The sequence below is a fragment of the Pseudoxanthomonas sp. genome (assembly GCF_036845285.1).
Lineage (GTDB): Bacteria > Pseudomonadota > Gammaproteobacteria > Xanthomonadales > Xanthomonadaceae > Pseudoxanthomonas_A.
In genome coordinates this window covers 30,326-49,973 of sequence record NZ_DAIUEE010000007.1, presented here as the reverse complement: position 1 = coordinate 49,973, position 19,648 = coordinate 30,326, and the positions used below count along the sequence as shown (strand labels likewise).

Sequence of the window (19,648 nt, the reverse complement as noted above, 5' to 3'; positions counted from 1 at the left end):
CGCGGCGGCGGGTCAGCCGGTGCGCGGCGGCTCGGGACGCCGCCACAGCCAGGCGCCGACCGTGGCCATGCAGCCGATCGGCAACGCGACCATCCACCACCGGTGCGATCCGGTCCAGAGCATCAGCGTGAGCAGGATGGCGGCGCTGGCCAGCATGGTCCACGTGGCCGCCCATTTGGCCCGCCGGGAGACGGCGCGATGCAGGTGCCAGTCGTGGATCATCGGGCCGAAGCGCGGATGAGTGACCAGATAGCGGTGCAGCCGTTCGGAGCCGCGCGATGCCGCGTAGGCCGCGATCAGGATGAAGACCGTGGTCGGCAGGCCCGGCACGAACACGCCCACGATGCCCAGGCCCAGGCTGGCGTACGCCAGCAGCCACCACGCCCAGCGGAAACGCACCGGGCGCGCTTCGGGCAGGTCACGCGGTGGCGGAGACGGCTCGTGCACGGCGACCTTGTACCCCAAATCCATCGCGGACGGCGCAAATACGATCTGCGCGGACCGGACGACCGCGCCCCACCTTGCCATGACACACCACCCTCACCCGACGTCGCCTCTCCGGATATCGGCGATGACACCACTGGCCTGAAGCACCATCCGTCGGCCAGTGCCCGAAACGGAAAGAGCCGGGTTTCCCCGGCTCTCCGCAGTCCCGTCCGCCGTGCTTACTTCGACGCGACGCCCAGCTGGTCGAGCATGAAGGCGTACATCTCCGCACGCTCGCGGTACTGGCGGAAACGGCCCGACTTGCCGCCGTGGCCGGCCTCCATGTTGGTGCGGAACACCACCGGGCCCGTACCCGTGTTGAGGTCGCGCAGGCGGGCGACGTACTTGGCCGGCTCCCAGTACTGCACCTGCGAATCCCACAGGCCGGTACCGACGAACATCGCCGGGTACGCCTTGGCCTGCAGGTTGTCGTAGGGCGAATACGTCAGGATGTAATCGTAGTAGCCCTTCTCTTCCGGATTGCCCCACTCGTCGTATTCGTTGGTGGTCAGTGGAATGCTGGCGTCCAGCATGGTGGTGACCACGTCGACGAACGGCACCAGGGTCAGGATGACCTTGTACTTCTCGGGCGCCATGTTCGACACCGCGCCCATCAGCAGGCCGCCGGCGCTGCCACCCATCGCGGCAACGCGATCCTTCGCCGCATAGCCTTCCTTCACCAGGTAATCGGTGACATCGATGAAGTCGGTGAACGTGTTGATCTTGTTGTACAGCTTGCCGTCGTCGTACCAGGTGCGACCCATTTCCTGGCCGCCACGGATGTGCGCCAGCGCGTAGACCACGCCGCGGTCGAGCAGGCTGATGTTGGTGATGCTGAAGTTCGGATCCATCGACGAGCCGTAGCTGCCGTACGCGTACTGCAGCATCGGCGCCTTGCCGTCGCGGGCCACGTCCTTGCGGTATACCAGCGTCACCGGGATCTTCGTCTTGCCATCGCGGGCCGGCGCCCACACGCGCTCGGTCACGTACTTCGACGCGTCGTAGCCCGGCACGGGCTGCTGCTTCAGCTGCCGGCGCTCGCCGGTCTTCGTGTTGATCTCGTAGGTCGTGGCTGGCGTCGTCATCGACGTGTAGCTGTAGCGGACCCAGTCCGTGCCAGTCTCAGGATTGGCGGCCAGTCCCATCGAATACGCGGGCTCGTCGGCCTTGATGGCCTCGCTGCTGCCGTCGGCCTTGACCACGCGCAGGCTCTCCAGCGCGTTGGCGCGCTCGGACACCACGCTGAAGCCGTCGAACAGTTCGATGCCTTCCACGAACACGTCGTCGCGGTGCGCGATCCAGTCCTTCCAGTCCTTGCGCGAGGTCGAACCGGTCGGCGCGGTGACGACCTTGAAATTGGTGGCACCGCCGGCATTGGTGCGGATCACCCAGCGGCCGCCCAGGTGGTCGGCCTGGTATTCGACGTCGCGCTCTCGCGGCGCCAGCACGGTGAACACGCCGGGGCTGGCGGCCGGCGTGCAGCGCATCTCCGACGACACCGTGCTTTCCACGCCGATGCAGATGAACTGGTCGTCGCGGGTGCGGCCGATGCCCATGTAGAAGCTGTCGTCTTCTTCCTCGTAGACCAGCTTGTCGTCACTGGCCGGGGTGCCCAGCACGTGCGACTTCACCCGCTTGCTGAGCAGGGTCTCCGGATCCTTGTCCACGTAGAACAGCGTGGTGCCGTCGTTGGACCAGACCAGGTTCGGCTCGGCGTTGGTCACGGTATCCGGCAGGATCTCGCCGGTGTCCAGGTTCTTGAAGCGGATGGTGTACTGGCGGCGGCCGTTGGTGTCGTCGGCGTAGGCGAGCAGGCGGTTGTCCTGGCTGACCTCGTAGTCGCCGACGCTGTAGTAGTCCTTGCCTTCACCCAGCGCATTGACGTCAAGCAGCACCTGCTCGCCGGCGAAGTCGCCGGCCGCGTTGGCCTTCTGGATGGAGACCGCATCCACGCCCGGACCATCCTTGCGGCGCGCGTGCACGGGGTAGTCCTTGCCAGTCACGAAGCGCGCGTAGTACCACCAGCCGCGCTCGCGGTACGGCACGCTGGCATCGTCCTGCTTGATGCGTGCGACGACCTCGTTGTAGAGCTTGTCCTCCAGCGGCTTCAGCGGCGCCATCAGCGCATCGGTGTAGGCGTTCTCTGCGTTGAGGTACGCCAGCATCTCCTTGTTCTCGCGCTTGTCGTCGCGCAGCCAGTAGTACTCGTCGTTGCGCTCGGCGCCGTGCGGCGCCTTCACGACGTGCGGCTTCTTCGCCACGTCGGGCGGGGTGGCGCTGGCGGCCAGGGCGGAGGTGATCGGGGTACTCATCAGGACGGTCGCGGCAAGCAGGAAAGATGTCGTCTTCATGGATGGGGTCCGGGAATGCGGGATGCAATGGCGGCGGGAATCGGCACCCTCCCCCGCGTGCGGGGGAGGGTTGGGGTGGGGGGCGAGCGACTCCGTTTGACGTCGGCGCTGCCCCCATCCGCCCTTCGGGCACCTTCCCCCGCAGGCGGGGGAAGGGAGCAAACACTTACTTCGACAACTGTTGCCAGAGGAAGGTGTAGGCCAGCGCACTCATGTGCGCGGCCTGGGCGTTGTTCGCCGCACCGCCGTGGCCACCCTCGATGTTCTCGTAGTAGCGCACGTCCTTGCCGGCGTCCAGCATCATCGCCGCCATCTTGCGGGCGTGGCCGGGATGCACGCGGTCGTCGCGCGTGGAGGTCATGAACAGGGTCGGCGGATAGTCCTTCTTCGCATCGAACAGGTGATACGGCGAGAAGGTCTTGATGAACTCCCAGTCGGAGGTATCGGGGTTGCCGTACTCGGCCATCCACGACGCGCCGGCCAGCAGGTGGCTGTAGCGCTTCATGTCCAGCAGCGGCACCTGCACCACGACCGCGCCGAACAGCTCCGGGTACTGCGTCAGCATGTTGCCGGTCAGCAGGCCGCCGTTGCTGCCGCCCTGGATGCCCAGGTGCTTCGGCGAGGTGATCTTGCGGGCGATCAGGTCCTGCGCGACCGCGGCGAAGTCTTCATACGCCTTGTGGCGGTTGGCCTTCAACGCCGCCTGGTGCCAGCGCGGTCCGTATTCGCCACCGCCGCGGATGTTGGCGACTGCGTACACGCCGCCCTTCTCCAGCCAGCCCTTGCCGACGCCGCCGGAATAGCCGGGCGTCATCGAGATCTCGAAGCCGCCGTAGCCGTACAGCAACGTCGGCGTGCTGCCGTCGTACTTCAGGTTGTCGGGTCGCACCAGGAAGTACGGGACTTTGGTGCCGTCCTTGGACGTGGCGAAGTGCTGCTCGATCTTCTTGCCCGCCGCATCGAAGAACGCCGGCATCGACTTCAACTGCTCCGGCTTCTGGCCCAGTTCCACCAGCGACAGCGTGGTCGGGGTCAGGTAGTCGGTGACGGTCATCCACACCGCGTCGCTGCTGTCGGCATCCACGGCGCTCACGCTGACGGTGCCGAAGCTCGGCGCACCGACGAACTCGCCACGCTTCCAGCCGTTGGCCGACGGCGTCAGGACGCTGAGCTTGTTCTTGACGTCGTCCAGCACGTTCAGCACCACATGGCTCTTGGTGACCGAGGCGCTGGCCAGCGAGGTCGTGGCGGTCGGCTCGAACAGCACGTCGAATGCGCGCTTGCCCGCCATGAAGTCGTCGAACTTCGCCGCCAGCAGCGAACCGGCCGCGTAGGTCTTGCCACCGACCGTCCACGGCTCGCGCAGTTCCAGCGTCAGCCATTCGCGGAAGACGCCCTTGCTGGCCGAGTTCGGCGCGTCGATCTTGGTCAGCGTGCCATCCTTGCCCCGCACATACATTTCGTCGTTGTAGAAGGCCAGCGTACGGCTGACGAAATCGCGCTGGAAGCCCGGCGTGTCATCGTGGTATGCCGCGATGTACATGTCGTCCGGCTTGCCTTCGTAGACGACCGTGGCGCTGTCCAGCGGCGTGCCGCGCTTCCATTCCTTGGCGATGCGCGGATAACCGGAACTGGTCATGCTGCCGGCGCCGAAATCGCTGTAGACGTAGACCGTGTCGGCGTCCTTCCAGCCCATGCCGCCCTTGGCTTCGGGCCGGTAGAAACCATCGGCCAGGAACTTCTTGTTGACCAGGTCGAACTCGCGCGTCTCGTCGGCATCGGCGCCGCCGCGCGACAGCGCGATCAGGCAGCGCGCGTAGTCAGGCTTGCGGCAGTCGGCGCCGTGCCACACCCAGTTCTTGCCTTCGGCCTTGTTCAGTGCATCCAGGTCGAGCACGGTTTCCCACTGCGGCTGGGCCTTGCGGTACTCGGCCAGCGTGGTGCGCCGCCACAGGCCGCGCTCGTGCTGCTTGTCCTTCCAGAAGTTGTAGTAGTGGTCGCCGATCTTCTGCACGCCGGGGATCTTGGCGTCGGAATCGAGGATGGCGCGGATGTCGGCTTCCAGTTGCTTGAAGGCCGGGGTCGACGCGATCTCGGCCTCGGCCTTGGCGTTGACGCCCTTCACCCAGTCGAGCGGCTTCTGGCCCTCGACGTCTTCCAGCCAGGCATACGGGTCGTCGGACACGTCAGTGTCCTTGGCATGGGCTGGAACCGACAGCGCGCCGGCAACGGCGAAGCCTGCCGCCAGGCAGGCATGGGCGAGTTTTGACATCGGATGGGGCTCCGGAGGTGCAGTTCATGAACATGTCACGCTAGCACAAGGCCCGGAGGCCACCCCATGCCGAAGGTCAGGCCGCCCGCAGGAGGGCGGCCGCGCGCCGGGGCCGGACCCGCCGCGCCTGCGGACTGCGACGCCGCCGCAGCCCTGCGCGCGCCGTCCAACCCGACGGAAGGCGGAAACGATGCAGTGCCCACCAGGCCGCCGCCGGCATGCCGACCAGCCACAGCGGAAGCCAGCCCAGCCAGTCGGTGCTTGCCCGCGCCAGCGGCACCAGCAGCACCAGCGCCAGGCCGGTGACCACGAGCCTGCGCAACACGCGATCGAGATGGACATCCGGACGATCCCGGACAACCGCGTGCGAAGACGTCAGCGACAGCGTGGACATGGTGAAGGACTCCCTTGTGTGATGTCAGTACGGCGTCACGGTCGCGCACGCAGATCTCACGGGTTGCGACATCACCGGTTAACATCTCCCTCGCATCCTGATGGCTAGCGTGCCCGTATGAGGAAGGAAGGAGTTCCGCATGTCCCTGGCGTCGTTTAACCGCGTGGCCCGCATCGCCCTGGTTGTCCTGGTGGCCGGCCTGGCGGGTGGCTGTGCCAGCCGCGGCGCGGTGCCGGACGTGCCGGACGCGGTCGACCTGCCCCGCTTCATGGGGACGTGGCAGGTGGTGGCGCACATCCCGTATTTCGCCGAACGCGGACACGTCGCCGCACGCTACGAATACGTCCTGCGCGACGCCGACAAGGTCGGCGTGACCTACCACTACCGCGAAGGCTTCGATCAGCCCGAGCAGTCGCGCGAAGCGCGCGCGTCGGTCAAGGGCGCGTCCGGCAACCGCGAATGGACGCTGTGGTTCGTCGGCGTGGTGCCGGCGAAATGGCGCATCGTCGACGTGGCCCCGGACTATTCCTGGGCGCTGGCCGACTACCCGGGCCGTGACATGGGCTGGATCCTGTCCCGTGATGCCGTGATGGACGATGCGCAGTACCAGGACCTGGTGAAGCGCGCCCGCGACCACGGCATCAACGCCCGACAACTGGTCCGCGTGCCGCAGGTGCCCGCCCAGGTGGGCAAGCCGGGATTCGGCGGACCGAAGGAGCCGTGATTCGGTTCCCTGTAGGAGCGACGTCAGTCGCGACCGGATGAGGAAGTGGTCCTTGGCGTTCCTTTAGGAAAGTGGCGTTCGCTTGCCGAGCCGACCAGGATCAAGACACTCAAGATCAACGGTCGCGACTGACGTCGCTCCTACAGAAGATCATCTCTTCTCGTAGTTCGACAGCGCCAGTTCCAGCAGTGCCTTGGCCTGCTCGCGCAGCACGGCGGGTTCGACGATCTCGGCGTCGGCGCCGTAATGCAGGATGTCCATCAACAGCTCGCGCGAAACGCTGTAGGGGATCTTCAGTTCGTAGCGGCCATCCGGCAGGTGGCGCCCCTGCTGCTTCGAGTGCCATTGCTCGTCGGCCACCCAGCGCGCGGCCTTGGCACTGAACAGGATCGTCGCCCAGCCCTTCGGTTCGCCCGAAAAGATGCCGTAGCTGGAGGCGAGGTGCTGGTTCAGTTGCTCGTTGGGCAGGTCGCGGGCGGCCTCTTCGGCCATGCGCGCATGGCCGACGCGGTCGACCGCGAAGCTGCGCAGCGCGTTGCGCTCGTGGTCCCAGGCGTCCAGGTACCAGTTGTCGCGGTAATGGGTGATGCGCTGCGGCGACACCGTGCGCCGGGTGCGCTCGTCGGTGGAGCGCGCACGGTACTCGAACTGCAGCTGCTTGCGCGCCAGCACGGCGGACGCGACGGTGCGGAAACTGGCTTCGTCCAGCGTGCGGCCGCGATGCGGGATGACGCGCACGCGGTCGACCGGCCACTGGTCGACGCCGGCATGGTCGGCGAGCAGGCCTTCGATGCGCTTCTGCAGCGGCGCCAGCGCGCCCGACAGCACGCCGCCGCCGGTCCGCACCAGCAACTGCTGCGCCGCCAGCAAGGCATAGAGTTCTTCCGAACTCAGCCACAGACCGGGCAGTTCGAAGCGGTCACTTTCGGCAGCGTGGTAGCGGAAGCCCGCCTCGCCATCGCCTTCGATCGGCGCCATCAGCGCGTCGCGCAGGTAGGCGAGGTCGCGATAGACCGTCGCGCGCGAGCAGCCCAGTTCTTCCTGCAGGCGCTTTACGGTGACCGGATAGCGCGCCGCCTTGAGGATGCGGTGCAGGGCGGTGATGCGTTCGATCTTGTCCATGAGCGGCACGGCAGGGGGCGTGGCGGGATTATCACCGACGGGTGGCCGTTTTCGTCGCCTGCCTGGCGTTGGAACAGAGACAGGGGACCTGCGCCGACGGCGCCTTGGGCCCGTGCGGTGCCTGGTACTGCGGCGTGTCCTCGCCGCCGTGGCGCCCTCAACGCACGGACCCAAGGCGCTGTATGGTTCCCGGCCGCTGGCGACAGCACCCGCACTCGTTCCGCCAGCATCGGCACATGGAAAGTCAGGCGAACGGGGCGCGAATGCCCCGCGACGGAATCCGTGCGCCCGCGTATCCCGCCCGCCCCGCAGCACCGTGTTCGCGAACCGGATGAACCCGCAGACGGGCGAGGTGAGTCGGCCGTTCCGTCGGCAGCCCTTCGACGCGCGCCGCCGCATCCCGCCGACCGTGACGGACATCCGGGATCCGGACGCCGTCCATGGCACAATCCATGTCGCAAACCTGAATCGGAACAAGCACTTGGGTTGTGGCGTCACACGTCGCCGCCTAACATGTAACCGATTACAACCCGCTGCCCCGAGATTCGCCATGTTCCCCCGTATGCCCCTTTCCCTGCTCGCCATTGCCCTGTTGGCGGGCGCGGCCCAGGCGCAGGCCACCGACGTCCTGCTGCCGCGCAACGAGAAGGTCGACGCGCCCCGGGCGGGCAAGGGATTCGGCAAGCAGGAAGGCATGGCACTGCCGGTGGTCGCCATGGCCGTGCGCCCGATCCCGGAAGCGCCTCCCGAACCGCCGCCGCCCGCGCCTCCCGCACCGACCCTTACCGGCGGTGGTGAACTGGGCTTCGCGGCCGCGAGCGGCAACACCAACAACGAGAGTTTCAACGGCCGGCTGGACCTGACCTACAACGACGGCAGCGCATGGCGGCACAGCGCCAGCCTGTTCGGCCTGCATTCGCGCTCGGAATACACGCGCACACAGGACGATGGCAGCGTGGTCCGCGACAGGCGCACGACGGCGAACCGCTACACGGTGACCGCCAACAGCGCCTACCTGATGGACGACCGCGGCACGCTCAATACGTCGGTGCGCCACGAGCAAGACGATTTCGGTACCTACAGCCGGCAACAGTCGATCAGCCTGAGCTACGGCAACCGGGTGATCGAGAACGAGCGCGCGCACCTCGACCTGCAGGTCGGCCCCGGCTTCCGCCGCGCCTACGACACGCTGGACGGGCGCAACGAGGCCAGCTTCATCGGCCGTGGCCTCATCGACATGCGCTACGCGCTGAGCGAGAACACCGAAATCGTCAACAAGCTGCTGGTCGAATCCGGCGAATACAACACGTTCGCGCAGAACGACCTGGGCGTGTCGGTGACGATGAATTCGCACCTGGCCCTGAAGGCCGGCTGGCAGGCGCGCCACAACAGCGACGTGGCGCCGGACATCAAGAAGACCGACACGCTCACCACGATGAACGTGGTCTACCGCTTCAAGTAAAAGCGTCGCGCAGGGTCAGGCGAGGAACGCACCCGCACCCTGCTCCAGCAACTGCGCGGCGACCCGGCGACCGAGTGCATCGGGATCGAAGGCGGGTCCACGCGCTTCGGCACGCAGCACCTGCCCGTCCGCCGCCGAACCCACCAGCCCCGACAGGACGAGATCGTCGCCGTCGCGTTGCGCGAAGGCCGCCACCGGCACATGGCAGCTGCCGTGCAGTGCGCGGTTCATCGCCCGCTCCGCTTCCACGCAGACGCGGGTGGCGGCATCGTCCAGCACGGCGAACAGCGCATGCGTGTCGGGATCTTCGGCGCGGCACTCGACCGCGACCGCTCCCTGCGCAGGCGCCGGCAGCCAGTCAGGCGCGTCCAGCCGCGCGCGGATACGCGATTCGAAGCCGAGCCGCTGCAGGCCGGCACAGGCCAGGACGATGGCGTCGTACTCGCCCGCATCCAGCTTGGCCAGGCGCGTGTTGACGTTGCCGCGCAGGTCGAGCAATTCGAGGTCGGGCCGCCACGCGCGCAGTTGCGCCTGCCGGCGCAGCGACGACGTCCCCACGCGAGCACCCTGCGGCAGCGCGACGACACCGGCGTACCGATTGGAAACGAAGGCATCGGCGGGATCGGCGCGCATGAGGATGGCCGGTAGGGCGAACGGGCCTTCCAGTTCCATCGGCACGTCCTTCAATGAGTGGACGGCGCAATCGGCTTCGCCGCGCAGCATCGCCAGCTCCAGCTCCTTGAGGAACAGGCCCTTGCCGCCGATCGCGGCCAGCGAACGGTCGAGCACCTCGTCGCCGCGCGTGCTCATCGGCACCAGCTCGACCACCAGCCCGGGATGGGCGGCACGCAGGCGGTCGGCGACGTGTTCGCTCTGCCAGAGGGCGAGCGGGCTCTTGCGGGTGGCGATGCGCAACGTGGTCATGCGGGCATTATCCCGCATGGCAGGGCGCCCGCGGGGATCAGAGCGCCTTGACGGTCTCGCGCAGGCCGGCCACGCAGCGGCGGCTGACTTCGAGCGGGGCCTTGCCATGGCGCAGGATGGCCTGCACGTGGCCGTCGCCGATACGCTTGATCTCGACCAGTTCGTGCCGCGCGACCAGGCAGTTGCGGTGGATGCGTACGAAGCGGCTGCCGAACTCTTCTTCCAGCGACTTCAGCGATTCTTCGATCAGGTCCTCGCCGCGGGCGTGGTGCACCACCACGTATTTCTCCTCGGCCTGCAGGTAATGCACTTCGTCGACCGGGATCAACCGCAGGCTGCCGCGCAGGCGGGCACACAGATGGGTGCGCGGCTGGCTGCTCGACGCCGGCGGATGGCTCTCGCGACCGGCGATGAGGGTGCGTGCGCGTTCGAGCGCGGCGGCCAGCCGCTCGGGCCGGATCGGCTTCATCAGGTAATCGATGGCGGCCGCCTCGAAGGCGGACAGCGCGTGCTCGTCGTACGCGGTGCAGAACACCACCGCCGGCCGCGGATCGAACGCCGCCAGATGGCGCGCGGCTTCCAGGCCGTCCACGCCAGGCATGGCGATGTCGAGCAGCACCATGTCGGGGCGATGCTGCGAGCACGCCTGCAGCGCATCGAGGCCGTTCTCGGCCTCGGCGACCACCTCGACGCCGGGATGCTCTGCGAGCAGCGCGCGCAGGCGTTCGCGGGCAAGGAATTCGTCGTCTGCGATGACCACTTTCACGGCAAAGGCGTCCTCGGTGAACGTTGGCGTGATCCCCCGTGGCCTAGGGTACCCGTGGCGACGCCACGCGTCATCCCGCGGGGGGCGCGTGGGAATTACAACGCAAATCGCTCCGCCATCCAGTCACCCAGGTCACGAATCTCTTCAGCGCAGACCTGGTGCGCCATCGGATAGCGGTGCCACTGCACGCCAAAGCCGAGTTCGCCCAGCACGCGCGCGCTCTGTTCGGCATGGACCAGCGGGATCACCGGGTCGCCGCTGCCGTGCGCCATGAAGACCGGTTGCGCGGTCGCCGCCGGGTCCAGGTGGCTGGCGGCCTGTGCGGCACCGGGCAGGTAGGTCGACAGGGCGATCAGACCCGCCAGCGGCACCTTGCGGCGCAACCCGGCGGCCAAGGTGATGGCGCCCCCCTGCGAAAAACCCGCCAGCAGCAAGCGCTCCGGCGCGATGCCGCGCGCCTGCTCGCGTGCGATCAGTGCCTCCACCTGGAGGATGGATTCCTCGATGCCGGCGCTGTCCGCCCGGGTGGGGAAATCCATGCCCACGATGTCGTACCACGCGCGCATGCGCACACCGTTGTTGATGGTCACCGCGCGCACCGGCGCATGCGGGAACACGAACCGCAGCGACGGCCAGCCCGGCCGTACCAGTTCGGGCACGAGCGGTGCGAAGTCATGGCCGTCGGCACCCAGTCCGTGCAGCCACAGCACGGACCACTGTGGCGCGGGGCCGGTTTCATGTTCGGCGGTATCGAGTACGTCGGAAGCGGAAGAGGTCGTCATGCCCCCATTCTCGCCGCAGAGGCCGGCCGACACCACTCGGCCGTCGCAGCTCGATGCATGCGCCTGCTTGGCGGCGATCAGCACGCAAGGCGGCAGTCCGGCCAGTGCGGCCCGCGTGCGCGCCTGTCCGGATACCGGCAGGCGTGCGCCCGGCGCTTCGGCCGCACGCAGGGGCGCCCCCGTCATGCGCTCCCCGACGCGGCGCGCGACGTCGTGGGTCGATGGCTTACTCCTGTAACGCACGCGCGTCGTGATGTGAGACTGGAATCGTTTGCATCCCGCCAAGCGCCCGCGTGGCGGAGAACTTCAGGTAAAGTGCTGCGAACAAGGGCGATGCCGCAACGTCATGTCCTGTTTCGGGGGCGACTTGGCAGGGAATGCAGTGGCGTACCCGGTCCATCTGGCGGCAACCGTTCTTTTGGGGAAGAACCGACCGTGAGGCCTACTGCCATCGCCATGCCTTCGCACATCGCCGACGGCGAACCGGACGTGTCCTGGGTCATCGACCACAGCGACAACGCCATCGTGGTCTGCGACGACACGGCGCGCGTCACCTGGACCAACCAGGGCTTCACCCGCATGTTCGGCTACACACGGGAAGACGCCGTGGGGCGCCGGCCCAGTGATTTCCTCGCGGGTCCGCATACGGATCCCGAAACCGTCGAATGGGTGCGCGGACAACTGCATGCGCAGCAGGGCTATCGCACCGAACTGCTGGTCTACGCCAAGAACGGCGTGCCGCTGTGGATCTCCGCCGTGGTCAACCCGGTCTACGATCCCGAACGAAACGTGCGTTACCTGCTCGGCGTCTACACCGACATCACCCACAGCAAGCTGCACGAGGAGATGCACCGCAAGGTGCTCGGCGCGATCGTCCGCGAGCAACCGCTGCAGGACGTGTTGACCCTGGTCTGCCGCGAAGTCGAAAAAGTCATGCCGGAGGCGGTGGCCTCGGTGATCGGGCTGGACGACTACGGCCGCATGCGGCCACTGGCGTCGCCCAGCCTGCCCGACCACATCGCCACGATGATCGATGGCGAACTGGCCGGCCCGATGGTCGGCGCCTGCGGTTCGGCCGCCTGGAGCGGGCAACCGGTCGAGTGCAGCGACATCGAGCGCGACCCGCGCTGGCAGGCGCACAACGCCCCCTTCCTTGCGCTCGGCATCCGCGCCTGCTGGTCCAGCCCGATCAAGGGCAACGATGGCCGCGTGCTGGGTACGTTCGCGCTGTACTACTGGGAAAACCGCGCGCCGGACGAATTCCACCAGCGCGTGGCCGATGTCTGCCTGCATCTGTGCGCCCTGGCCATGGAGCGCGAACGCGCCCGTGCCCGCATGCACCAGCTCTCCTTCTTCGACACGCTCACCGGGCTCCCCAACCGCGCGCTGTTCAACAGCAAGGTCGAGCAGATGCTGCTCGGGGCCGCGCGCCGCGACAGCCAGGTGGCGCTGTTGTTCGTCGACATCGACCGCTTCAAGATCGTCAACGATACGCAGGGACACACGGCCGGCGACACACTGTTGCGCGAACTCGCCAAGCGCCTGGGCGGCGAGTTGCGCGACGTCGACGTGGTGGCACGGCTGGCGGGCGACGAGTTCGTGCTGGCGATCCCCGACCGCACGGCGGAAGAGGCCGCCAACCTCGCCGACCGGCTGATGGCGAGGCTGTCGGAACCGCTCAATGCCGGCCGGATGATGCTCACCCCGCAGGCCAGCGTGGGCGTGGCGATGTTCCCTGCCGATGGCTGGGATGTCGACTCGCTGGTGCGGCATGCCGACATCGCCATGTACCGCGCCAAGTCCGAAGGCGGCGCGCGCATCGTCTTCTACAGCCTGGAAATGAACCAGGCGATGCAGGAACGCCTCGCGCTCGAGAATGCACTGCGCGAAGCCGTCCGTAGCGGCCAGCTGCGCCTGCACTACCAGCCGCAGGTCGCGCTGGACGACGTCGCGAGCCTGCATGGCGTGGAAGCGCTATTGCGCTGGCGGCACCCGGAGATCGGCGAAATCTCGCCCGCGACCTTCGTCCCGATGGCCGAAGAGTGCGGCCTGATCGACGAACTGGGCCGCTGGACGCTGGAAGAGGCCTGCACGCAGATGGCGGACTGGCGTCGCCGCGGCGTGCCGGTGCCGCGCGTATCGGTGAACCTGTCGGCGATCAACTTCGAGCAGCAGGACCTGCCCACGTTCATCGGCAGCGTGCTCGGCAAGTGCGGCCTGTCGCCGGACGAACTGATGGTCGAGGTGACCGAAAGCGTGATGCTGGCGCAGAAGCCGGAAGTGCTGGCCAACATCGATGCGATCCACCGGATGGGCGTGAGCCTGTCGATCGACGATTTCGGCACCGGCTATTCCAGCCTGAGCCATCTGCACCGCCTGCCGATCAGCGAACTGAAGCTGGACATGAGCTTCGTCCGCGACCTGGAGCACAGCGAATCCGCGCGGGCGCTCACCACGTCCATCCTGCGCATCGGCGAGAGCCTGTCGCTGAAGGTCGTCGCCGAAGGCGTGGAAAACGCCGCGCAACGGGCCGTGCTGGCGTCCCTCAACTGCGATCTGCTGCAGGGCTATTACGTCTCGCGCCCGTTGTCGCCGCATTCGCTGGAACGCTGGGTCAGCCTGCAGCCACCTGCCGAGTGAGCGAGGGAGGCCCGGCGCCTTCCAGCAGGAAGCCGAGCGCATCGGCGCACGGCGCCGCCACCCGGAACTGCAGCAGATCGTCGGCGCGCGTGCGACCCAGGCTGACCGCTGCGACCGGCAGCCCCTGGCGCACGGCGGCATGCACGAAGCGCAGTCCCGAATAGACCATCAGCGACGACCCGACCACCAGCATCGCGTCGGCACGACCCACATGCGCCATCGCCGTCTCGACGCGGTCGCGTGGCACGTTCTCACCGAAGAACACCACGTCGGGCTTGAGCATGCCGCCACAGGTCTCGCATGCCGGTACCTGGAACGTACCGAAGTCCATTCCCTCCAGATCCGCGTCGCCGTCCGGTGCCGTGCCTGCCTCCAGATCGAGCCACGCCGCATTGGCCTGCGCCAGGCGCACCTGCAGCCGGGCACGCGCGGACGATGCGCCGCACGCCAGGCAGACCACGCCGTCCAGCCGGCCATGCAGATCGATCACCGATGCGCTGCCGGCGGCCTGGTGCAGACCATCGACGTTCTGGGTCAGCAGCAGCTCGCAGCGGCCTTGCGATTCCAGCGCGGCCAGCGCGCGATGCGCCGCGTTCGGCCGGGCGTCCGCGATGCGCGGCCAGCCCAGCAGGCTACGCGCCCAGTAGCGCTGGCGTGTGCCTGCGTCACCGACGAAGGCCTGGTAGGTCACCGGCGGCGTGCGCTTCCATGCGCCCTGCTCGTCCCGATAGTCGGGAATACCGGACGCGGTGCTGCAGCCCGCCCCGGTCAACACGAACAGGCGGCGGTGCGCCGCCACGAAATCCTCGAGTCTCGCGTCGTCCATGCCGGCAGCATAGGCCATGCCGGCGTCGGCCCGGATCAGGGTCTGGGCGCGGGACAATAGTTGCGCAGGTAATCCATGTGCGCCGGCATCCGCTGCACGTTCCCCAGCACGTGGTGGCGTACGCCATCGAGAAAACGCTTCAGTTCATCCGGTGACAACACGTCTGCCGTCGGGTGGTAGCGCTTCGGCACGATGCCCTGCCCCATCATCACCTGGATCCAGGAGTTCTCGCCGAACAACTCGCCCGGCACATGGAACACCGTCCCGGTTTCGCGGAACAGCTCGATGCGGTGGCTCAGCGTGGCGGGAATCTCCATCTCCGCGATCTCGCGCCAATAGGGCGAGTCGCGGCGATCGGTGAGGTGGTAGTGCATCACCACGAAATCCCGCACGTGCTGCAGTTCTTCATCAAGCCGTGCGTTGTACTCATCGATTGCGGGCTGGGTGATCACCTGCGGAAAGTTCTGCAGCAGGTGCACGATGCCGCGCTGGATCAAGTGGATGGTGGTCGACTCCAGCGGCTCGATGAAGCTGCCGGCCAGTCCCAGCGCCACGCAGTTCTTCGCCCAGCATTGCTGCCGCTGGCCGGGCTTGAAGCGGATCGGCCACGGCTGCTTGATGACCTCGCCCTCGACACTCGAGAGGAACTGCTCGCGCGCCTCGTCGTCGCTGATGTGGCGGCTCGAGTAGACGATGCCGTTGCCCACGCGGTGCTGCAGCGGGATGCGCCACTGCCAGCCGGCGGTGCCCGCGATGGCACGGGTATACGGCACGGCATCGCGCACCGCCGTGGTCTGGGTGGCCAGGGCGCTGTCGTTGAACAGCCAGTGCGACCAGTCGGTGAACCCCACGCCCAGTGTCTTGCCGATCAACAGCGCACGGAAGCCGGTGCAGTCGATGAAGAGATCGCCTTCGATCGTGTCGCCGTTCTCCATCTTCAGCGCGGTGATGTAGCCCGATTCCGCGTCGGTCAGGACCTCGGCGATCTTGCCTTCCACGCGCGTGGCGCCATGGCGTTCGCTGAACTTCCGCAGGAACCTGGCGTACAGGCTGGCGTCCATGTGGTACGCATAGTTGAGGCCCCCGTTGGGGAGATGCGCGAAGCGGTCCTCCGTCGCCGCCTTCAGTTCAAGGCAGTAGTCCTCGTAGCCGCTGGCGGTACCTTCGTTTCGCCCGCGCAGCCAGAAATGCTGGAAACCGGTCGTTCCCCGCTCCTTGCCGCTGAACCCGAACGAGTGGATGTAGCGATGGCCGACATCCAGCCAGTTCTCGAACGAGATGCCAAGCTTGACGGTGCCCTGCACCGCGGCCATGTACTCCTGCTCGCCGATGTCGATCATCCGGTGGAAGCTCAGCAGCGTCGGGATGGTGGCTTCGCCGACGCCCACGGTGCCGATTTCCTCGGACTCCACCAGCGTGATGTCCAGCGTCGCACCCAGGACCCGGGAGACCGCGGCCGCAGCCATCCAGCCTGCCGTCCCGCCGCCGGCGATGACCACGCGCTTCACGCGCCGGTTGCGGATGTCGTTGTCGTGGTCGCTCACGAGCGGATTCCTTGGTGGTCTCTGGTCAGCGGTTGATGCGTTTGAGCAAGCGTGCGCGAAGATCGCGGGCGCGCATCTCGTCGAAAGGCGAAAGCAGGCGGCGAGCGTGTTCGGGGATGTGGGCGGCGGTATCGGCGTCGGCCTCGAACACGTAATGGCGGAACACCTCTTTCCAGGTCTCGCGCTCGTGCGGTGGCAGGTCGCGGATGGCCACCAGTGCGTACATGAGCACGTTCATCGGCGTGTCCATCCAGTCCGGCGCGTCGCGCCACCAGTAGTTGACCAGCACGTTGAACGGCTCCAGTCCTTCCATGTGGTGCCACCACATGCTGGGGATCAGTACCGCGTCTCCCGGCTCGAGTTCGCCCACCTGCGCATGCCGCATCGCTTCGGCGAAGCGCGGGAAACGGTCCAGATCGGGCGCCGCGAAATCGACCAAGCTGATGGCCTGCCCGGCGGGCGTGAGGTCCAGCGGACCGATGTACAGGTTGCGCAACTGGTCCGGGGGAAACAGGGTGACGCGGCGACGCCCCGCCACCACGCAGGCGATGTTGTCGGGGACATCCTGGTGCGCGGCAATGCGGGTGCGGTTGCCGATCCAGATGCTGGCCAGCGGATCGCGCCCGCCCAGGGACAGGCCGTTGTCGTCGCTGAAGCCCGGCAGCCAGGTATCGATCGTCGTCGACGCGACGTAGATCATCGGTGGCGACGGATGCCCGGCGTACTTGAGCAGCGTATCGAGCACTGTGCCCAGCGGAATCTGTTCCTGGCGGAAATCGAGTCCGCTCAGGTCGTGGTTGTAGAACACCCTTCCGCCGACCTCGGGGGCCGCGACCGTCGCGACCACCGGCGGCGCGTCCTTGCGTACGAAGCCATGCAGATAGGCCACGGCCGCCTGCGGCGATTCGCGCGCTGCCGCGGCCATCGGCCAATGCGCAACAAGCCCTCGCAGCACGACCGGCCCGGATGAGGCCGGCAACACGCTGGACAGCGCATCACCCACATCACCGCGCTGCTCCCGGATTGGCTTAGCGTCCGCCAGCACGGCTCCGATTCATCCTGTCGATCAGGGAACGGAAGTTCGAAATCGATGCCACCGCCATGAAGATCGGCTCCAGGTGGCCCGCTGCGTGCAACTGGCCCAACGCCTTGGCATCGAGGCCGCGGAGGCGGTCTTCGTTGATGGTGTAGTAGCCGGCCAGGCGATTGAGCGAGCCATCATCCAGCTCCACATCCAGCGCGAAAGATTCCAGCAAATCGAGTGCCATCAGGGCATCGACGAAGGCAGGCACGCGTTCCAGCCCGTTGTGCAGAGTGAGAAGCACCGAGGCGGTACGGTCCAGGTACTCGGTGTTGCCGCCGTGTTCGCGGAACAATGGCTCGCCATCGGTGCGGCCGACCCTGGGATTGTCGAGGTCGATATGCACCGTCAACTCGTCGCCGTTTCTCCCGATCAGGAACGGCTGCCGTTCGATCGCCAGCGGCAGGTAGTGCGCATCCCAGCGCTCGCCGTCGAGGAACAGGTTCCGCCCTTCTTCGAACCCGAGCAAGGCGACCGGCGACAACACACCGTGGGCGTCCTTGCGGAACACGATGGGATAGCAGGCCTGCAGGTCGCGGAACTCGGCCGGGAACGTGGCGGCAAAACCGACATCGTCGCCCAGCGCAGCGCTGCGCCGGGTATCGATCTTCAGATCCTTGTGGTCGATGTTGTTGACCTGGGCGTGTCGGGGCATCGTTGGGCTGTCCTAGATGCGCGGCATTCCGCGCGTCATCACATGATCGAGCATCTCGCGATGCCCGGGCAATGCCGCCAGCATCTTCCTTGCGATGTCGGCGGACTGGCGGAAGTACTCTTCGGAGCGCCGCACGTCATCCATGCGCCGCGTGGTCGGCCGTGCGTCAGGCATGAATCCCATGCCGTAGAGGATGAACTGGTAGCTCGCCGAAGGGAACACTTCCTCGACCCGGTTGAGGTCGTAGCGCGAAGGCGGCTGATGGCGCCAGAACTCGAGCAGATCGCGCAGACGCTCCGGGATCGTTTCCGGCCTGCGGTTGTCGCGCCAGTACGCGCTGTCGTCGCGCTTGCTGAGCACGTAGTGCAACTTCAGGAAATCGACGATGCGATCCCAGCGGTAGCTGAACGTGTCGTTGTAGCGCCTGGCGACGATGTCCACGGCAGCGCGCGTGGCGGGCATCTGGTCGGCCAGCATGCCCGCGGCGAGTTCCACCATGACCAGCGACGAGGCTTCGAGCGGCTCCATGAAGCCGCTGGACAGGCCGATGGCCACGCAGTTCCGGTGCCATGCCCCCCGCCTGAAGCCCGGACGTATCACGATCTTTGGCAACGACTCGATGTCCTGTTCGCGCCCGCCTGTCGCTGCGATGTAGCGGCGCAGTGCGGCCTCTGCGGCCTCGTCGGTCGTATGGGTGCTGGAATAGACATGACCGATGCCGCGCCGGCTCTGCAGCCCGATGTCCCAGATCCATCCCGCCTCCTGCGCGGTCGAGATGGTCTGGCAGGCGATCTCCACGGAAGGATCTGCGTAAGGCACCCGCGTGGCGATGGCGCGGTCGTTGAACAGTACGTCTTTCTGCGATTCTATTTCGACGCCGTAGTGCTGGCCGATCAGCAGCGCCCGCATGCCGCTGCAGTCCACGAACAGGTCACCTTCGATCGCCCCATGCTCGCGCGTCCGCAACGCCGCGATGTCGCCGTTTTCGTGCGTTTCCACTTCGACCATGTGGTCCGCGATGTGCCGCACGCCGAGCTTCTCGACGCAGTGCTTGCGCAGGAACACGCCAAGCTTGGCGGCATCCAGGTGGTAGGCGTAATTGGCCACGGACGCCCATTCCGGCGTGGCGAACTGCTTGGGCGACTTGCCTGCCTCGCAGAGATGTGCCTGGAAGCACGTCAGCATGCTGAAGGGCACGTCGCGGTGCGCCATCCAGCCGGTGGCCAGGTGGGTTTCCAGGAATCCCGGTGGCAACACGAAGGGATGGTGGTAGTAGTCGCCCTCCACCTCTTCGCGCCAGTGGACGAACTTGGATCCCTGCTTGAACGCTGCGTCGCACTCGCGGATGAAATCCGTTTCGTTGACGCCGGTCCTGCGCAAGGTGTCGCGCATGGTCGGCCAGGTGCCTTCACCCACGCCTACCGTCGCGACATCGGGCGATTCGATCAGCGTGATCCGCAACCCGGTGTCCGAAGCGGCCTGGTGCTCGGCCGCCAGCACGGCGGCCGTGAGCCAGCCGGCAGAACCGCCTCCTAGGATGACTATGTGCCTGACAGGAAGATCCACGCTGCTCCCTCGTGTGTGCGCTCGCCTGGCGGCATGCATGACGCCCGCCCCAA

Annotated in this window: 16 protein-coding genes; 3 read left to right on the top strand and 13 right to left on the bottom strand. The window is 67.0% G+C overall.

The genetic code is table 11. The features are described 5' to 3' along the window. Nucleotides 1–12 precede the first annotated feature (12 nt). The 4 genes from V7060_RS10355 to V7060_RS10340 form a co-directional block, all read right to left on the bottom strand. On the bottom strand, nt 13–447 hold the full coding sequence (locus V7060_RS10355) for a YbaN family protein (RefSeq protein WP_334179158.1): 435 nt from the start codon (nt 445–447) through the stop codon (nt 13–15). 218 nt (nt 448–665) lie between these two features. Continuing rightward, nucleotides 666–2,837 (bottom strand): S9 family peptidase, encoded by a 2,172-nt coding sequence (locus tag V7060_RS10350; protein WP_334179157.1) that lies wholly within the window; start codon nt 2,835–2,837, stop codon nt 666–668. Between the two features lie 166 nt (nt 2,838–3,003). Beyond that, nucleotides 3,004–5,109 carry a prolyl oligopeptidase family serine peptidase gene (locus V7060_RS10345; protein ID WP_334179156.1) on the bottom strand — a complete coding sequence of 702 codons (2,106 nt, stop codon included), beginning with the start codon at nt 5,107–5,109 and terminating at the stop codon, nt 3,004–3,006. Nucleotides 5,110–5,185: 76 nt separating this feature from the next. Beyond that, nucleotides 5,186–5,503 carry a hypothetical protein gene (locus V7060_RS10340; protein WP_334179155.1) on the bottom strand — a complete coding sequence of 106 codons (318 nt, stop codon included), beginning with the start codon at nt 5,501–5,503 and terminating at the stop codon, nt 5,186–5,188. A 139-nt stretch (nt 5,504–5,642) separates the two neighbouring features. Between V7060_RS10340 and V7060_RS10335 the strand changes: the two genes are divergently transcribed. Then, the gene (locus V7060_RS10335) at nt 5,643–6,227 is read left to right on the top strand and encodes a lipocalin family protein (RefSeq protein ID WP_334179154.1); all 585 of its coding nucleotides are present in this window, start codon (nt 5,643–5,645) and stop codon (nt 6,225–6,227) included. 150 nt (nt 6,228–6,377) lie between these two features. On the opposite strand, the gene V7060_RS10330 is transcribed toward V7060_RS10335, so the two are convergent. Continuing rightward, entirely contained in the window at nt 6,378–7,349 is a 972-nt protein-coding gene (locus V7060_RS10330) for a YafY family protein (protein WP_334179153.1), read from the bottom strand. A 550-nt stretch (nt 7,350–7,899) separates the two neighbouring features. Here V7060_RS10330 and V7060_RS10325 point away from each other — a divergent pair. Then, nucleotides 7,900–8,811 (top strand): DUF481 domain-containing protein, encoded by a 912-nt coding sequence (locus V7060_RS10325; RefSeq protein ID WP_334179152.1) that lies wholly within the window; start codon nt 7,900–7,902, stop codon nt 8,809–8,811. A gap of 15 nt (nt 8,812–8,826) precedes the next feature. Here the strand turns inward: V7060_RS10325 and hemC are convergent, their stop codons facing one another. The 3 genes from hemC to V7060_RS10310 form a co-directional block, all read right to left on the bottom strand. Continuing rightward, entirely contained in the window at nt 8,827–9,735 is a 909-nt protein-coding gene (gene hemC, locus V7060_RS10320) for a hydroxymethylbilane synthase (RefSeq protein WP_334179151.1), read from the bottom strand. A 37-nt stretch (nt 9,736–9,772) separates the two neighbouring features. Further along, nucleotides 9,773–10,501 carry a LytTR family DNA-binding domain-containing protein gene (locus tag V7060_RS10315; RefSeq protein ID WP_334179150.1) on the bottom strand — a complete coding sequence of 243 codons (729 nt, stop codon included), beginning with the start codon at nt 10,499–10,501 and terminating at the stop codon, nt 9,773–9,775. A gap of 95 nt (nt 10,502–10,596) precedes the next feature. Further along, nucleotides 10,597–11,283, bottom strand: coding sequence for an alpha/beta hydrolase (locus V7060_RS10310; RefSeq protein WP_334179339.1), 687 nt, complete (start codon nt 11,281–11,283; stop codon nt 10,597–10,599). Between the two features lie 435 nt (nt 11,284–11,718). Between V7060_RS10310 and V7060_RS10305 the strand changes: the two genes are divergently transcribed. Continuing rightward, nucleotides 11,719–13,923 (top strand): EAL domain-containing protein, encoded by a 2,205-nt coding sequence (locus V7060_RS10305; RefSeq protein ID WP_334179149.1) that lies wholly within the window; start codon nt 11,719–11,721, stop codon nt 13,921–13,923. Here the strand turns inward: V7060_RS10305 and V7060_RS10300 are convergent. The 5 genes from V7060_RS10300 to V7060_RS10280 are packed head-to-tail and all read right to left on the bottom strand — an operon-like array spanning nt 13,898 to nt 19,595. Beyond that, on the bottom strand, nt 13,898–14,767 hold the full coding sequence (locus tag V7060_RS10300; protein WP_334179148.1) for an NAD-dependent protein deacetylase: 870 nt from the start codon (nt 14,765–14,767) through the stop codon (nt 13,898–13,900). The two genes, V7060_RS10305 and V7060_RS10300, sit on opposite strands and share 26 nt — an antisense overlap. Before the next feature lie 17 nt (nt 14,768–14,784). After that, nucleotides 14,785–16,293, bottom strand: a complete 1,509-nt coding sequence (locus tag V7060_RS10295; protein ID WP_334179147.1) for a tryptophan halogenase family protein — start codon at nt 16,291–16,293, stop codon at nt 14,785–14,787. A gap of 25 nt (nt 16,294–16,318) precedes the next feature. Beyond that, nucleotides 16,319–17,317 (bottom strand): cupin-like domain-containing protein, encoded by a 999-nt coding sequence (locus V7060_RS10290; protein WP_334179338.1) that lies wholly within the window; start codon nt 17,315–17,317, stop codon nt 16,319–16,321. A gap of 4 nt (nt 17,318–17,321) precedes the next feature. Beyond that, nucleotides 17,322–18,029: a SapC family protein gene (locus tag V7060_RS10285; protein ID WP_334179146.1), complete on the bottom strand. Its 708-nt coding sequence runs from the start codon at nt 18,027–18,029 to the stop codon at nt 17,322–17,324. Between the two features lie 12 nt (nt 18,030–18,041). Continuing rightward, nucleotides 18,042–19,595 carry a tryptophan halogenase family protein gene (locus tag V7060_RS10280; protein ID WP_334179145.1) on the bottom strand — a complete coding sequence of 518 codons (1,554 nt, stop codon included), beginning with the start codon at nt 19,593–19,595 and terminating at the stop codon, nt 18,042–18,044. Between the last annotated feature and the right edge of the window lie 53 nt (nt 19,596–19,648).

Coding starts and splice junctions, on each gene's coding strand:
- V7060_RS10350 (WP_334179157.1), bottom strand. CDS start 2,837: ATGAAGACGACATCTTTCCTGCTTGCCGCGACCGTCCTGATGAGTACC.
- V7060_RS10345 (WP_334179156.1), bottom strand. CDS start 5,109: ATGTCAAAACTCGCCCATGCCTGCCTGGCGGCAGGCTTCGCCGTTGCC.
- V7060_RS10340 (WP_334179155.1), bottom strand. CDS start 5,503: ATGTCCACGCTGTCGCTGACGTCTTCGCACGCGGTTGTCCGGGATCGT.
- V7060_RS10335 (WP_334179154.1), top strand. CDS start 5,643: ATGTCCCTGGCGTCGTTTAACCGCGTGGCCCGCATCGCCCTGGTTGTC.
- V7060_RS10330 (WP_334179153.1), bottom strand. CDS start 7,349: ATGGACAAGATCGAACGCATCACCGCCCTGCACCGCATCCTCAAGGCG.
- V7060_RS10325 (WP_334179152.1), top strand. CDS start 7,900: ATGTTCCCCCGTATGCCCCTTTCCCTGCTCGCCATTGCCCTGTTGGCG.
- hemC (WP_334179151.1), bottom strand. CDS start 9,735: ATGACCACGTTGCGCATCGCCACCCGCAAGAGCCCGCTCGCCCTCTGG.
- V7060_RS10310 (WP_334179339.1), bottom strand. CDS start 11,283: ATGACGACCTCTTCCGCTTCCGACGTACTCGATACCGCCGAACATGAA.
- V7060_RS10300 (WP_334179148.1), bottom strand. CDS start 14,767: ATGGCCTATGCTGCCGGCATGGACGACGCGAGACTCGAGGATTTCGTG.
- V7060_RS10285 (WP_334179146.1), bottom strand. CDS start 18,029: ATGCCCCGACACGCCCAGGTCAACAACATCGACCACAAGGATCTGAAG.